Source organism: Candidatus Zymogenaceae bacterium (assembly GCA_016931225.1).
In the GTDB taxonomy this organism is placed as follows: Bacteria; Desulfobacterota; Zymogenia; order Zymogenales; family Zymogenaceae; genus JAFGFE01.
Genome location: JAFGFE010000026.1, coordinates 1 through 15,915, shown reverse-complemented (window position 1 = coordinate 15,915; position 15,915 = coordinate 1). Strand labels below are relative to the sequence as shown.

At 58.5% G+C, this 15,915-nt stretch carries 14 protein-coding genes and 1 riboswitch; all 14 genes read left to right on the top strand.

From position 1 onward, the window contains the following. Positions 1-186 precede the first annotated feature (186 nt). Positions 187-367, top strand: a riboswitch (molybdenum cofactor riboswitch). A 377-nt stretch (positions 368-744) separates the two neighbouring features. Beyond that, positions 745-1,860: a hydrogenase small subunit gene (locus JW885_10670; GenBank protein MBN1882626.1), complete on the top strand. Its 1,116-nt coding sequence runs from the start codon at positions 745-747 to the stop codon at positions 1,858-1,860. 27 nt (positions 1,861-1,887) lie between these two features. After that, positions 1,888-3,561, top strand: coding sequence for a nickel-dependent hydrogenase large subunit (locus JW885_10665; protein ID MBN1882625.1), 1,674 nt, complete (start codon positions 1,888-1,890; stop codon positions 3,559-3,561). A gap of 20 nt (positions 3,562-3,581) precedes the next feature. Then, complete coding sequence (cybH, locus tag JW885_10660) at positions 3,582-4,250, top strand: Ni/Fe-hydrogenase, b-type cytochrome subunit (GenBank protein ID MBN1882624.1); 669 nt, start codon at positions 3,582-3,584, stop codon at positions 4,248-4,250. 341 nt (positions 4,251-4,591) lie between these two features. After that, a complete protein-coding gene (locus JW885_10655; GenBank protein MBN1882623.1) occupies positions 4,592-5,092 on the top strand; it encodes a HyaD/HybD family hydrogenase maturation endopeptidase in 501 nt (166 codons plus the stop codon). Next, positions 5,085-5,432, top strand: a complete 348-nt coding sequence (locus JW885_10650; GenBank protein MBN1882622.1) for a hydrogenase maturation nickel metallochaperone HypA — start codon at positions 5,085-5,087, stop codon at positions 5,430-5,432. The genes JW885_10655 and JW885_10650 overlap by 8 nt, the downstream gene beginning before the upstream one ends. Before the next feature lie 10 nt (positions 5,433-5,442). Then, entirely contained in the window at positions 5,443-5,670 is a 228-nt protein-coding gene (locus tag JW885_10645; GenBank protein ID MBN1882621.1) for a HypC/HybG/HupF family hydrogenase formation chaperone, read from the top strand. Beyond that, positions 5,660-6,748: a hydrogenase formation protein HypD gene (gene hypD, locus JW885_10640; GenBank protein MBN1882620.1), complete on the top strand. Its 1,089-nt coding sequence runs from the start codon at positions 5,660-5,662 to the stop codon at positions 6,746-6,748. The genes JW885_10645 and hypD overlap by 11 nt, the downstream gene beginning before the upstream one ends. A gap of 93 nt (positions 6,749-6,841) precedes the next feature. Next, the gene (hypF, locus tag JW885_10635) at positions 6,842-9,136 is read left to right on the top strand and encodes a carbamoyltransferase HypF (GenBank protein MBN1882619.1); all 2,295 of its coding nucleotides are present in this window, start codon (positions 6,842-6,844) and stop codon (positions 9,134-9,136) included. 99 nt (positions 9,137-9,235) lie between these two features. Beyond that, the gene (gene hypE, locus JW885_10630; GenBank protein MBN1882618.1) at positions 9,236-10,234 is read left to right on the top strand and encodes a hydrogenase expression/formation protein HypE; all 999 of its coding nucleotides are present in this window, start codon (positions 9,236-9,238) and stop codon (positions 10,232-10,234) included. A 459-nt stretch (positions 10,235-10,693) separates the two neighbouring features. After that, positions 10,694-10,918 carry a hypothetical protein gene (locus tag JW885_10625; protein ID MBN1882617.1) on the top strand — a complete coding sequence of 75 codons (225 nt, stop codon included), beginning with the start codon at positions 10,694-10,696 and terminating at the stop codon, positions 10,916-10,918. Positions 10,919-11,284: 366 nt separating this feature from the next. Next, positions 11,285-12,292, top strand: a complete 1,008-nt coding sequence (gap, locus tag JW885_10620) for a type I glyceraldehyde-3-phosphate dehydrogenase (protein ID MBN1882616.1) — start codon at positions 11,285-11,287, stop codon at positions 12,290-12,292. A gap of 8 nt (positions 12,293-12,300) precedes the next feature. Next, positions 12,301-13,539: a phosphoglycerate kinase gene (locus JW885_10615; protein ID MBN1882615.1), complete on the top strand. Its 1,239-nt coding sequence runs from the start codon at positions 12,301-12,303 to the stop codon at positions 13,537-13,539. 556 nt (positions 13,540-14,095) lie between these two features. Continuing rightward, positions 14,096-15,031, top strand: coding sequence for a hypothetical protein (locus JW885_10610; GenBank protein ID MBN1882614.1), 936 nt, complete (start codon positions 14,096-14,098; stop codon positions 15,029-15,031). A gap of 109 nt (positions 15,032-15,140) precedes the next feature. Continuing rightward, positions 15,141-15,915, top strand: a 775-nt coding sequence (locus JW885_10605; protein MBN1882613.1) for a hypothetical protein, incomplete at its 3' end; no start/stop codon positions are given.

Below are 15,915 nucleotides of genomic sequence, written 5' to 3'. Positions count from 1 at the left end.
GAAGTAGTTATATTTTTTGTAACCGAAAACAAATATAACTGAATAGCGATTCACTGTCAAGCGTTTTATGTTTTAAAAATAGTGTATTACATAGGATGAGACCGACACGGTGGGGGTCTCGGACGGGTAAATTTCGAGCACGGGCAGAAATATCTTGACATAGTCTCGCGTTTTTTTTAAAACATAAGCAGACAGATTCTCCGAGCCACAGTGCCTAAAGAGATGTGGACGGACTTACCGGACAGAGTGGTTTGATACGTCGCCTTCGGGAGAGGCTTTTCTCCTTCTCCACGGTGCTTGGCCGATAGGGTTTGGCTGGAAACGGCCACGCCTCCCGTGTTTGGAAAGGAGAATAATCATGAGCCTCATGAGCCGCTATATCTGCGCCTACTGTTTTTCCCCATTTCGACGCAGGTTCCCCCGTCTCACGTCTATCGTGATACCGAGATGTGCATCTGTGCCCTTTCGGCTTTATTCTCCTTATGTGAAAAAGAAAAGAGAGCGTTTGTGGTGTATATGAGCCGGCATGCGGTCCAAAGCCCATTGTGACAAGACCGCCCAGCCGGCACACATTACAACGGTATGGATCGCGCCGCTTTCGGGTGCGTACGGATCCGTATCGGAGCTGAATCGCAAAACATCGATGAATTAAGGAGGAGATATATGGCAAAGAAGAACGGAAGCGACTATCGGCAGACCATTGAAACGCAATATGAGGAGTTGCTTGAACACTGCCGGGCGCATATGGATAGGGTGGAAGCGGAGCTTCCCGCCCCGAAATTCGATTTTCACGAAACACTCGCCCGGGGAGGCGTCAATCGGCGTGATTTTATGAAGTGGACGGCCGTTATGACCACGGCCCTCATGCTGCCGACGGCGTTTCGACCGTTGGTGGCCCGGGCGGCGGAAAACTTCAGCCGGCTCCCGGTGGTATGGCTCCACTTCGCCGAGTGCACCGGCTGCTCCGAGGCGTTTCTGCGCTCATCATACCCGAACGTGGACGATATCCTGCTTGATACCATCTCCCTTGAGTACCACGAGACACTGATGGTAGCGGCGGGGGATCAGGCGGAGGAAAACCTCCACAAGGCCATTGCCGATTTTGAAGGTACATTCGTTTGCGTTATCGAGGGCGCCATCCCCACGGGGCTCGACGGATACTACCTGACCCTGGGTTCAAAGGGAAAGACCGGCCTGGAGGTCGCCAAGGAAGTGACTTCGAAGGCCGCGGCGACCATCTGCATCGGAAGCTGCTCATCTTTTGGGAATGTTCAGGCCGCGCGGCCGAATCCCACCGATGCCAAGGGCGTCAGGGACGCCATCAGGATCAAGACGGTCAATATCGCCGGGTGTCCGCCCAATCCCATAAACTTCACCGGCACCGTGCTCCACTTCCTCATGTTCGGCGCCATGCCCGCCACCGATGGGCTGGGCCGGCCGGTCTGGGCGTACGGAAAGCGCATTCATGATTACTGTGAAAGGCGCTCTCATTACGACGCCGGGGAATACGTGGAGGAATGGGGAGACGAGGGCGCCAAGCGCGGCTGGTGTCTCTACAAGATGGGATGCAAGGGCCCTTACACCTACGCCAATTGCGGCAAGGTTCGATTCAACGACGCCACGTCCTGGCCCATCATGGGCGGTCACGGCTGCATGGGATGCGTGGAGCCGGCCTTCTGGGACACCATGGCGCCCCTGGAAAAGCCGATTGCGGAAAAGTCCATCGGTTTCGAGGCGGTGGCGGATGGTGTCTTCCTGGGGCTGGCGGCGGCGACGGCGGCGGGAATCGGCGTTCACGCCGGTGTCACGGCCCTCAAACGACACGACAAGGCCGCGGAAGAATCGAAGGACGAAAAGTAACGGATATCGAACAAGGAGCGATAGATTATGGCGCAACGAATTATCGTCGATCCGATTACCCGGATCGAAGGACATTTACGCATAGAGGTGGAGGTAGACGGCGGCAATACCATCCAGGACGCCTGGAGTTCCATCACACTCTGGAGGGGGTTTGAGACCATCCTCAAGGGACGGGATCCCCGGGACGCGGGCCTGTTTACCCAGCGATTCTGCGGCGTCTGTACCTACTCACACTACGAGGCGTCGATCATGGCGGTGGAGGACGCCTTCGGCGTGAAGCCTCCGGCGAACGCCCGGATCATCAGGAACCTCATAAAGGCCTCGCAGTATTTAACCGACCACATCATGCATTTCTACCACCTGCACGGACTGGACTGGGTTGACATCGTCAGCGCGCTCGGTGCGGATCCGAAAAAGGCGGTGGCGCTTGCCAAGAGCGTGCATGACAATCCCTATAACTGCTCGGAGACCCACTACAAAGCGGTGCAGGAGCGTCTGAAACGTTTCGTCGACTCGGGACGGCTCGGCCCCTTCGCGAACGCCTACTGGGGCAATTCATCCTACAAGCTCTCGCCCGAGGCAAACCTGGTGATCACGTCGCACTACCTGGACGCCCTGTATATCTCCAAAATCGGCGCGCGCATGCAGGCCATCTTCGGGTCCAAGAATCCCCATCCCCAGACCCTGGTTGCCGGCGGCGTGACCTGTGTTATGGACGCGCTGGACGCCGATCGCCTGTCGAAGTACCGATTCATGCTCCGCGAGGTACAGAATTTTGTGGACACGGCGTATATCCCGGACGTGCTGATCGCCGGTGCGACCTACGCCGACGAGGGACTTGCGGGCATCGGGGCCGGTGTGGGCAACTACCTCGCCTACGGCGGATTTCCCCTGGATGACGACTGGAACCAGACACTCCTTCCCCGGGGGGTCGTCAAGAACATGGACCTCTCCGAGGCGCTGGAGCTGGACGAGGAGAAAATCACCGAGGAGGTGACCCACTCCTGGTACCAGGGGTCGGAGGCGCTTCATCCCTATAACGGCGAGACGGAACCGGAATACACCGGATTCGGCGCAGACGGATACGTCCAGGGGGACGGCAAGTACACCTGGTGCAAGGCGCCCCGTTACGACGGCGATCCCTACGAGGTGGGACCCCTGGCCCGATTTCTGGTCGGATACGCCCAGGGCCACGAGCAGATCAAGGGCCTGGTGGACTACACTCTGGGTGCCCTGAACGCCCCTGCCTCGATTCTCTTCTCCACACTGGGAAGGACCGCGGCCAGGGCCCTGGAGACGAAGCTGGTCGCCGACAACACCGAGTCGTGGATCGACGAGCTGGTTTCCAACGTCAGGGCCGGAGACGAACGAACCTGGACCCGCTGCGACGTGCCGAAGGAAGGACAGGGCAGGGGCATGAACGAAGTTCCCCGTGGCGCCCTGGGACACTGGATTCGCATCGAGAACAAGGTGATCGCTAATTACCAGGCCATCGTACCCTCCACCTGGAACTGCTCTCCGCGGGACGCTGAGGGAAGCCGGGGGCCGTACGAGAAGTCACTCATCGGCGTGAAGCTTTCAAATAAGGAACAACCCCTGGAGATACTGCGCACGATCCATTCTTTCGATCCGTGCATGGCCTGTGCGGTGCACATTATCGATCCGCGCTCCGGCGAGGTGAATCAGTTCAAGGTGCTGTAACGTCACAGGAGGTGATTGCGGTGGAAGACACAAGAGTTGCGGTAAAAGAATGGTCCGTGGCCATCAGGATATTACACTGGACGATGGCGCTCACCATCTTCATTCTGATCGCCACCGGCTTCTATATCGCCCGACCCTTCGTCCTGGAGGCGGGCGAAACGGTGGATAAGTTCTTCATGGGAGACGTCCGATTCGTACATATTTTGTTCGGGTTGTTTCTGGTGTTCACCTTCATCTGGAGGGTCTACCTGGGATTCATCCCCGCGCAGCACGCCTCGTGGAAGAACTTCCTGGCCTTTACGGAGTGGAAGAACCTCATCAAACAGATCAAGTTCTACACATTCGTCTCGAAGGAAAAACCGGAGCGGAATTACCTGTACGGTCCCCTGCAGGCGATGGCCTACGGCGGGTTGTTTGTCATGGTCTTTCTCATCGTCATCACCGGCCTCATCCTGATGGGCGGCAATTACGATGCCGGGGTTACCGGCGTCGTCTATGCCATTCTCAGGCCGGTGGAACGGATGATGGGGGGGCTGGCCGGTGTCAGGTATGTGCATCATATCCTGACGTGGCTGTTTATCCTGTTTATCTTTGTGCACATCTACATGGCGTTCTGGTACGACGTGATTTTCAAGGAGGGGACCGTCTCCTCGATGATCAACGGCAGGACGTTCCAGAAAGTCAAGTAAACGGCACAATAGTAGGGACAAAAAAAACAAACTGTGTTATATTAAAAAAAGGGGGGAGCATATCCCCCCTTTTCCCATCTACGAGAGTATTGAGAATTTTGCTTTCGCTTTCGTATCGCGAGCGGCGTTGGAAACCGGGAGGGCTCTCCCCTGTTTCTCATATATTCGGTGTGAAGAAACCGGGAATCCTGCGATGTCCCGGGCGGGAGGGCGTATCGGAGAAAGCACCTCCACCATGCCGGATGTAAAACGATGGAGATGAAGAGGGCGGGTTTTCGCGTTCGTGGGATGGAAATAGACGGAGACACACGGACGGAGGATGTCCGAGGGCGGATACAGACATGACGGAAAAATGTGATATTACGGTCCTGGGGCTGGGGAATATCCTGCTGGGGGACGAGGGCTTCGGTGTGCACTTCGTGCGCTGGTTCGAGGGGCGTCACCGGTTCCCCGACTCGGTCCGCATTGTGGACGGCGGGGTGCTCGGATATCTCCTGCTGGATACCGTTACCGACACCCAAAACCTCATTATCGTCGACGTCATCAAGACGGACGATACGCCGGGTTCGGTCTATCGGTTCGATCGGAAACAGTTCGAGGACCACCTTCCCCCGCCCACATCAGCCCACGAGATTGAGTTTCTGGATGTCTTGATCAAAGCGGAGCTGATCGGGAGACTTCCCCATACGAGCTTCATCCTGGTTGTGCCGGAGCGCATCGATGACATGATCATTGAAATGACGCCTCGGATGACAGAGCGGTTTGTTGATGTGGAAAGGCTTTTACTGGAGGAGCTTTCGGCGCTGGGATGCCGACCCCTGGGGGAGGCGGCCCGTGCATGAGATGTCGCTGGTGGAGAGCCTCATGGTGATCATCGAGGAGTATGCCGAAAAGCAGGAGTTTGAAAAGGTCCTTTCGCTGAGGCTCACGTTCGGCCGCATGAACCACATCGAACCCCACGCCCTCACGATGGCCTTCGAGGCCCTCTCCCGTGGGACACGGGCCCAGGGCGCCGAACTGGAATTTACCATATTGCCGGTGGAAATCAAATGCGCCGATTGCGGGAGGGAAAGCGAGGTGGACAGATTCTCGTATACGGAGTGCCCCCTCTGCGGCGGAAGCGCCGTGGTGATTGTCGGGGGAACCGAGGAGTTGAGACTTATAGACATGATGGTGGAATAGGAGACGGAATATGTGCTTGGCATTTCCGGGAAAGATTATTTCAATAGACGAGAACAACCAGGCCGTTATTGATGTTGAAGGCACCAGGCGCGAGACGAGCCTTGATCTGATGGATGAAGCGGTGACGATCGGCGAATATATTGTCTGCCACGCCGGATTTGCCATACACAAGGTGGACGAGGAGCTTGCCCTGGAGCAGATCGCCATGCTGCGGCAGTTGTTGGAAGATGAAATATAGCGATGAATACCGCGATCCCGCCCTGGTGGAGCGCCTCTATGCCGGGGTGCGGGACGTCGCCGCCGGCATCGACGCCCCCGTCACCATCATGGAGATATGCGGCACCCACACCCACGCCATCGGCCGGTTCGGCATAAAATCACGACTTCCCGATACCGTTCGGCTCATCTCGGGGCCGGGCTGCCCCGTCTGCGTGACGGCGGTGGAGGATATCGATCGATCGATCTTAATGGCGAGGCTGCCGGGCGTCATCCTGACCACTTTCGGCGATATGGTCCGGGTTCCGGGAACCGACGGCGATACCCTGGAGCGCGCCCGGGCACAGGGTGCGGACGTGCGGGTTGTGGCGTCGGTCATGGACGCCGTGAAGATCGCGGCGGCGGAGCCTCAGCGTGAGATCGTGTTTCTGGGTGTCGGTTTCGAGACCACCGCCCCCACGGTGGCGGCGACCCTCAGGCGGTGTCGTGAAAGGAACGTACGGAATTTCTCCGTCTTTTCCGTCCACAAGGTCATACCCCCGGCGATTCAGGTTCTCCTGGACGACCCTCTGCTTTCCGTGGACGGATTTCTGTGTCCCGGGCACGTGAGCACCATACTGGGAGTGGACGCGTATGAGCCGATCCCCCGGCGCGGGAAAGCCGCGGTCATCACTGGGTTTGAGCCGGCCGATATCCTGCAGGGAGTCATGATGATTCTTACGCAGATCGCAACAGGCAAGGTGGATGTGGAGATACAATACGGCCGGGCGGTCAATCGTGAGGGCAATCCGGTCGCCAGGAAGATGATGTCCGAGGTCTTTCGCCCGATGGACGCCCGGTGGCGGGGCCTGGGGAAACTCCCCGGAAGCGGCCTGGCCCTGGCCGACGAGTATGCGACGTTCGACGTGTTCAATCGGTTCGATATCCCGACGGTCGAATCGAAAGAGGTGGCGGGGTGCCTGTGCGGCGGGGTCCTTACCGGCAGAAAATCGCCTGCCGATTGTCCCCTCTTTCGCACCCGCTGTACGCCCGCACATCCCGTCGGTCCCTGCATGGTCTCCCGGGAGGGGACCTGCGCGGCCTACTACCGGTATTATTGACGAGGTGCAAAGGGACATGTCGAAGCGGAGAGATCAGGGGATCCCCCACGGGAAATCACGCCGCGAACCTCGCGGGGACGGGAGGCGCGTGAGGTGACGGTGCGGGTACGATGCGAGGTGACGGGGGTGGTGCAGGGGGTCGGGTTCCGACCGTTCGTCTTCGGCCTGGCGTCCCGGCTGGGCCTCGGTGGGTTCGTCCGTAACGAGCCGAGGGGCGTCACCCTGGAGCTTGAGGGGGACCGGATGCGTATCGACTCCTTCCTGGACGCCCTGAGAAACGATCCCCCTCCCCTGGCCCGTATCGAGAAGATCACGACCGACGATGTCCCGGTCCTGGGCGAGACGGGCTTCGTCATTCAAGAGAGCGACCTTACAGGATCCCGAACGGTCCTGGTCTCCCCGGACATCGCCACTTGTGAGGCGTGTCTGCGTGAGCTTTTCGATCCGACGGACCGCCGGTATCGCTATCCCTTCATCAACTGCACCAACTGCGGCCCCCGCTACACCATCGTCACCGACCTCCCCTACGACCGGTCGAGGACGACGATGGCGCCGTTTCCGATGTGTGAGGCCTGCCGGGAGGAATATACCGATCCCCTCGATCGACGCTACCATGCCGAGCCCACCTGCTGCCCCGTGTGCGGCCCCCGGATGCTCCTTTTGGACGGGACCGGCCGGGACATCGGCCGTGACGACCCGGTGGGTGAGGCAATCCGCCTTCTGGAGTCGGGGAGGGTGCTCGCGGTCAAGGGGCTGGGGGGATTTCACCTGGCAGCGGACGCCGGGAACAACGACGCGGTAAGGACGCTCAGGGGTCGAAAACACCGGGACCAGAAACCCTTCGCCCTGATGGTTCCCGATATCGCCGCCGCTCACGCGATCGGAGTCGTCTCACTTGATGAGGAGCGACTCCTCGCGGGCGGAGAGCGTCCCATCGTCCTTTTGAAAAAAAGGGACGGCGCCCCGATCTCCCCCCTGGCGGCCCCCAGAAGCGACGGCTTTGGGGTCATGCTTCCCTATACGCCGCTGCATCACCTTCTGATGAAGGGGGAATATGCCGCCCTGGTGATGACCAGCGGCAACATCAGCGACGAGCCCATCGCCTACACCAACGACGGCGCCCAAAGGGACTTGGGGGAGCTGGCCGACGCCTTTTTCATCCACGATCGGGGGATACACACCAGGAACGACGATTCGGTCATGCGGGTCATCGGTGGGGCGCCCCGGTTCATTCGCCGCTCCCGGGGATACGCCCCCTTCCCGGTGACCGTGCCGATAGATACCGAAGGAAGAGAGATCCTGGCCGTCGGGGCAGAGCTGAACAACACCGTGGCCATAAGCCGAGGGAGCCACGTCTTTTTGAGCCATCACATCGGGGATCTGAAGAACCTAGCGGCGTACGACTCCTTCAGGGAGGCGATTCGCCTGCTGGAGGCGATCCTCGAGGTGACGCCGAAAGCGGTTGCGACGGATCTTCACCCGGATTACCTCTCCACCCGGTACGCCAAAGAATCGGGCCTCCCCCTCGTGAATGTCCAGCACCATCACGCCCACATCGCCTCGGTGCTGGCCGAGCATCAAAGGACCGATCCGGTCATCGGCGTGGCCCTGGACGGCCTGGGGTGGGGAGACGACGACACCCTCTGGGGCGGTGAATTCCTGGTGGCGGACATCATCGGCTATCGCCGGGCGGGCAGCCTTGAGCCGCTTCCTCAGCCCGGCGGGGACGCGGCGGCGAAGAGCCCCCCCCGGATGGCCTATGCCTATCTCGCCTGTGCCCTGGGGGAGCGGGCCGACGACGCCGCTCGCCGGTATCTCCCGGTGCTGGGGGACGAGGAGCGGCGGCTGACGGCGAGACTTCTTGCAACCGGCCTCAACAGCCCCCTGACCAGCAGCATGGGGCGGCTGTTCGACGCCGTCTCCGCCCTGATCGGCGTCTGCAACCGAAACACCTTTCACTCCCAGGCTCCGATGGAGCTGGAGGCGAAAGCCCAGGAGGCGGCGGACGAGGACGGCTTTTACCCCGTGTCGATACGGGAGGACGAAGGCGGCGTCCTGAGGGTTCGTGCCGCCGATATGTTTCCTGCGGTCTTAGCCGATCTGGATCGCGGCGTCCCGGCGCAGGTCCTGGCGGCCCGGTTTCACAACAGCGTGGCGAGGATGATCCTTCATATGGTTACGCGCATCCGGGACGGGTGCGGCGTCGATACGGCGGCGCTCTCCGGCGGCGTGTTCGCCAACGCCTTTCTGACCGAGCGACTCGTCGGTCTCCTGAAAGACAGTGGATTAGAGGTGCTGGAAAATTTCCTGGTTTCGGCGGGGGACGGCGGCATCTCCCTGGGACAGGCGGCGGTGGCCGCGGCCCGGGCGGAGAGGGAAGGCCGATAACGCGACGGACGACATCGACGGTATCGACCGGTTACATCCGATACAGCAGGCGGCGCATCGCCGCACGGAGCGCACCGCCCGGTGCGAGAGGAGCCTTGTATGAAACATGATCGAATTGTCCTGGCCCACGGCGGCGGGGGAACCCTGACCCGGGACCTGGTGGAGAAAATCATCGTCCCGGCGGTGGGGGGGGACAGCTCCCGTCTGCCGGACGCCGCCCGGATTCCCGGAACGGAGGATTTGGTATTCACCACCGATTCTTTCGTGGTCAAACCGCTGTTCTTCAGCGGGGGAGACATCGGAAGCCTCAGCGTCCACGGCACCGTCAACGACCTCGCCGTTTCCGGGGCCGAGCCCCTGGCGATATCCCTCTCCCTGGTAATCGAGGAGGGTCTGGAAATAGAGACCCTTCAGAGGATCGTCGCATCGGCGGGTCGGGCGGCGAAGGAAAGCGGCGTGTCGATCGTCACCGGGGATACGAAGGTGGTTGCCCGGGGGGAGGCGGACGAGATTTTCATCACCACCGCCGGCGTGGGGATACGTCGTATAGACCTTGACGACCGAACGGTTCGGCCCGGGGATCGGGTGCTGCTGTCCGGATCCATCGCGGAGCACGGCATCGCCGTCATGAGCCGCCGGGAGGGGATACAGTTCGAAACCCAGGTAAAATCGGATTCTGCTCCGGTATGGCCCTTCGTACGGGCGTTGATCGATGGAGGGATCGATGTGCGCGTCATGCGGGACCCGACCCGTGGAGGACTGGCGGCGGCGCTGGTGGAGCTGTCCGACGATTTCGACGTGACAACGGCCCTGGTGGAGACGGACATCCCTCTCAATCCGGAGGTGGCGGCGGCGGCGGAGATGCTGGGCCTCGATCCCCTGACGGTGGCCAATGAGGGGAAGCTTGTGGCCTATATCGCCGAGACGGACGCGTCCCGGGCGATCGAGATCATCCGCTCCATACCGGGCGGGGCGGCGGCGGCGATCATCGGTACTGTGGAGAAGCGGCGGGCCGTTTCCGTCTACGCGAAAACCGCCTACGGGGGCGATCGCGTCATCGACATGCCCTACGGCGAAGACCTGCCCCGAATCTGTTGAGAGGGGATTGAGGACAATGTCGGGAAGAGGATGGGTATGAAGCAGCGAGAGACGGGGAGGGGCCGTGCCCTCATCCCGCTCCCACACATAAAAAGAGAAAATTTGAGATGACGACAGACGCCCCGTCACACAGCGGGGCGTTTTTTTTTCACAAACCGCTCAGGCTGAAATGTGGGAGAGGGGCCGCCTCGACCGTACAGTCGGGGAAGACGACGGAGCGTCAAGACAGTCGGCTCGTTCGCCCCGAATGCCCGCATACTGCCGATTGCGTTTCATTTTTCATCTTTTCTTGCATGACAGAGAGTATTCGGCGCGCTCGCCGTCCTTTTTTAGTGAAAAATCCCGCCCGATACCGGTGTGAGCCTGGGCACAGACGGTTTTCTCTTTTTTTGTCACAATAATAATCAGGAGGAGAAGGGTCATATCGGGTTATTGTTTTTTGGAGAGGAGGAGGACGTCATGGAAGGGAAACGCACATATTATATATTCAGAGCGTTGATTGTGGGGATGCTTCTGGCGGGCGCCGTCGCCCTTTCGGGGTGCGTCAGTGTGGGCTGCGGCTACGGACAGCGGTTCGGCGATCACTCCGTGGGTATCGACGGCTGCATGACCCCTATGGGCCCACATCTCGGAGGAGGGTATCGCTACCACGGTCCCGGATACGTCATCGACGTGGGCCTGTAGGAACGGGGCGTCTCGAATCGTTTCTCGCCGGATGTGTACGAAGCGGGCGGGGAAAAAAGGAAAAAAAGACGGAGCCACGGGGAAATTCCCCGTGGCTCCATTTTTTTCGGCTGCGAGCCGACGGATCGCCGTGCCCGCCGTCCTCCCGAACCGGATCGATGAAAGACGGATGATGCCCCGCCCTCATTCCCGCCGGTCTGTGCGATATTTCTCTTCATTGGGATGTCGGCCCGTACTTCTTTTACATGTACCCATCTGTTTATTTGACCGTTCATTTCTCGTATGAGGGGGGGTGATTTTTCTTGATTTCTTCTTGGATTGTGTATTATCATTCAGTCTTATATAAGCGCTATTGGAGATAGTCAAGTGACACTGAGAGTAGGAGTTAACGGTTTTGGTCGAATAGGAAGATATGCGCTGCGGGCCGCCATACGACGGGGTGATGTGGATATTGTAGCGGTCAACAGCAGGGCAGAGTCCAATATTCTCGCTCATCTGTTTCAATACGATTCCATCCACGGGACCTTCGATGCGGAGGTTGACTTCGACGACGACGCGATATATATAAACAAAAAGGAAGTACGGATCTTCCGCGAGCCCCGTGATGTATCGAAGCTCCCCTGGGGCGACCTGGATGTGGATGTCGTCCTGGAATCCACCGGGATTTTCCGCTCGAGAGACGATGCGGCCATGCACCTGTCGGCGGGAGCCAGGAAGGTCATCATTGCGGCGCCCGGAAAGGGGGTTGACGTCACCGTCGTGATGGGCGTCAACCAGGAGGAGTATCAGCCGGAACGGCACAATGTCATCTCTAACGCGTCGTGCACCACAAATGCCCTGGCGCCGATCGTCAAGATACTCAACGACGCATTCGGTATCAACCGGGGGCTGATGACGACCATCCACTCGTACACCATGGATCAGCGCCTCCTGGACGGCTCCCACAAGGACTTGAGGCGCGCCCGGGCGTCGGCCATGAACATCGTTCCCACCACCACCGGCGCCGCCAAGGCGGTCGGTGAGGTGATCCCTGATATGAAGGGAAAGCTGGATGGGCTCGCCATGCGGGTGCCGACCCCGAACGTATCACTGGTCGATCTGGTGGTGGAATTAAAGACAAAGGCGTCGGTAGAGGACATAAACAATACCGTGCGCGAGGCAAGTGAGGATCGTTACAAGGGTATTGTCCTTTATACGGAGAAGGAGCTCGTTTCCGTCGACTACCAGTCATCGCCGTATTCGGCTATTTTCGACGCACCCATAACCTACGTAGTAGACGGAATGCTGGCCAAGGTCATGGCCTGGTACGACAATGAAAGCGGCTATACGGAACGGCTGCTTGACCTTGCCTGTTTTATAGGTGAAGAACTATAGGTGTGTGTATGACGGTTACGTATATCGATGATTTGAATGTCAGAGACATCAGGGGCAAGAAGCTGCTCATTCGCGTGGATTTCAACGTTCCCATGGACGAAAACGGGAATATCATCAATGACTTGAGGATCCGCAGCGTCCTGCCGACGATCAACTACGCCCTCGACGAGGGATGCAGCATCATCCTGATGTCCCACATGGGTCGTCCCGGCGGAAAGCGGGTGGAGAACCTGAGCCTGGAGCCTGTGGCCAGGAGACTTTCCCGGCTTTTGGATAAGGACGTCATCATGGCCAAGGACTGTATCGGGGTGCAGGTGCAGGAACTGGCGGACCTGATGCGGCCGGAAGAGGTAATGCTTCTTGAGAATCTGCGCTTTCATCCCGGAGAGACGGCCAATGACGACGCGTTCGCCCGTGAACTTGCGGCCCTGGCGGATGTATATATAGATGACGCCTTCGCCGTATCTCACCGCGCTCACGCTTCAATCGACGCGATCACGAAATACTTTGATGTAACCGTGGGCGGTTTTCTGCTTCGAAAGGAGCTGAATTACTTCGATCGGGCCATAGAGAACCCCGCCCGGCCTCTGGTGGCGATCCTGGGAGGCATGAAGGTGACCGACAAGCTCTGTGCGCTGGAAAACATGGTGGAGCGGGTCGACAAGCTCGTCGTCGGCGGAGCCATGGCTTTCACGTTTCTGGCGGCGATGGGATACGAGACGGGCAAGTCCCTCGTCGAAAGGGAATTGATGGATCGAGCGGGAGCCATCATCGAGACATGCCGGAAAAAAGGAGTGAAATTTTACCTGCCGGTCGACGCGGTCATCGCCAATCGGTTTGATGAAAAGGCCGATACGAAGATAGTACCGGTCCAGGAAATTCCCAAAGACTGGATTGGCATGGACATCGGCCCGGTGACGACACACCTGTTCGGGTTGGTCATCCAGGATGCGAAAACGATTATCTGGAACGGCCCCATGGGCGTGTTTGAAATGAATGCGTTTTCCCGGGGAACCTATTCAATGATATCCCGGGTGGCCGGATCGTACGCCCTCACGATAGTCGGCGGAGGCGATACGGATGTCGCCGTTATGAACGCCGGAGAGCTTCCGAACATCTCGTATCTCTCCACCGGCGGCGGTGCGTTTATCGAGCTTTTAGAGGGAAAGAAGCTCCCCGCAGTATCGGCCTTGGAAAAAAAGTCTGCGTCTACGCAGGTCAAGGAAAAAAAGGAAAAAAAGAAGTAGTCGTACGACCCATGCCCGTCGGGTAATTCCGGAGGGCATATTCAATACGTCACAGAGAGACGACCCGAAACGACTCACCATCGAATGGTGAGTCGCTTCGGGTTTTTTATCGGGCGTGGCAGGTCTATGTATCGTAACGCCGAGATGTGCCGGATACATCTTTTCACATTCCGTGTATGATAAAGACGCCGCGGCCGGTGTGTCCATCGAAAACTGAAGTTACGGGAAACAATGGGCGTCGGTTCATCGTGAATGGTGGGATATGTGCCCGGGAACGGGCAAATTGTCGCAAATACGTTTTGCACATGCAAAATTCATTTGCAACAATCCATATAGGAAAATTTTTTTAACCGCTTGAAATCATTGTTCTTTAGTGACCGTGTCAAAAAAGCAACAATTTTTTTGCCGGAAGCGTGAAAATGAGAGGGGGCAAGGATAACCATTTGAAATTACTACACAATATGGACATACAAGGCTTTTATGGTTTTCTTGGTAAGGTATTTGCATATATTTATCACATAATGTGTATACTATCTGGAAAAGGGGGATACCAAGAATGATGAAATCGAAAAAAATACTCCACTTGCTTCTGACGGTCCTGCTCGTCTCCGGGCTTGTTTTGCTGGGTGGTGTCGTGATGGGACAGGACGAGACTGATACAGAAGTCGGCGATGAGGTTGTCGGCGATACCGACGATACATCGGACGAGGGAACGGTTGCCGAGGGAGAAGACGGTGAAGAGGAGGGGGGAACGAACTGGAATCCCGCCCAGGAAGAGAAGGCCGAGAACGTCGCCGATGCGGCGGTAGCGGCCCTGGAGGCGGAGGCAGCCGAGGCGGTTGAGGCCCAGGAAGAGGCCGCATCTTTGGCGGATGAGGCCGCTGCGGCGCTGGACGCCGCGAATGCAGCGGTGGCGGAGGCCGAGGCGAACCTGGATACGGTGAAGAGCAATCCCGACGCCACTGAAGAAGAGGTCGCCGCCGCGGAGGCGGCTCTGGCGGATGCAAAAGCCGGGGTAACCGAGGCTGAAGACGCCCTGACCGCGGCGGAGGACAACCTGGCCGAAAAGGAGACCGCAGCTGAAGAGGCAACGGCGGCTGTCGCTGATGTTGATGTCGACAGCGTCAAGGCGATGCGGGAAAGCGGTATGGGCTGGGGTGAGATCTGTCACGAACTGGGGGTTCATCCCAGCACCCTGGGGCTCGGCCATACAAAGCATGCCGAGGAGGGCTTCACGGTCAGGGCGATGGAAAAGGTGAAGAATGCCGCCAAGCTCACCGCCAAGGCCATGAAGGAGAATAAGAAGTCCATCGCGGAAGCCGCGGAGGATGACTCACTGGCCGCGGCGCCCGGAAATTCCGAAAACGCTCCCGGCAAGAACAAGGACAAATCCAATAACAGCAAGAGCGACAACGGGAAAGGCAACAGCGGCGGCAAAGGCGGCGGCAAGGGCGGCGGCAAGGGCGGCGGTAAGGGCGGCGGCAAGAAGTAGTCGAATCGCCGATGTGGAAAAAACGCTTGTTTTAGTTTAAATATAATGATATAGAATGTATAAGAGGAGTGGTTTCGTTTACTAACGAAAAAATGTTGGGGACAGGGACGTGTCAGAGAGGATCATATATGGAAGGAGAAAGCCGTTCGGCTTTATCCCGGCGATTATGCTCATCGTTGTGTGCATGATTCCTCTGTGTGCCCTGACGCAAACGGCCCTCGGGCATGAAGTTCCAAACGGAGTTGTCCCCGAGGGCCTTTTTTCTCTTATTCACGAGGCGAATGTTGCGGGCAACCTCGTATCAATTATTGAAAAGGACCTGAGCATTATCAACAGGCACCCGGAAGCCACACCGGATGAACGGTATGCCTTGAAAAATACACTGGCGCTGGCCCGTGTGGAGTTTCGTGAATTGGAGAAGTCAATCACGGATACGCTGTCGGGCTATTATAACGTGGACGCATCAAAGATCGCCTCCATGCGTGATTCGGGGAAGTCATGGGGAGCCATCGTCGCGGGTCTTGAAAACGGAAACCTCTTCGATACATCGGGGATACATGATGACATTGGAGGCGGCGGCACCGTTACGGACGGACGAAGCACGGAGCCGTCCACCAGTATCGTGAATGAAGATCCGACGAACGAGGATGTATCGGGACCCGCCTCTTCGAATGGCACGGAAGATGAGTCATGGGGATACGGTCTCGATCGATATGCGGGTAAGAATGGTAAAGGCAACAATGCGAATGGTTCCGGCGGGGTGGGCGGCGTCGGTGGCGTAAGCGGCGGTAATAACAGCAACAACGGGATCGGCTGGGGCGTCGGCGGGACCAGCAACGTAGGCGGCAATAGCAACGGCAACAACGGGATCGGCTGGGGCGTCG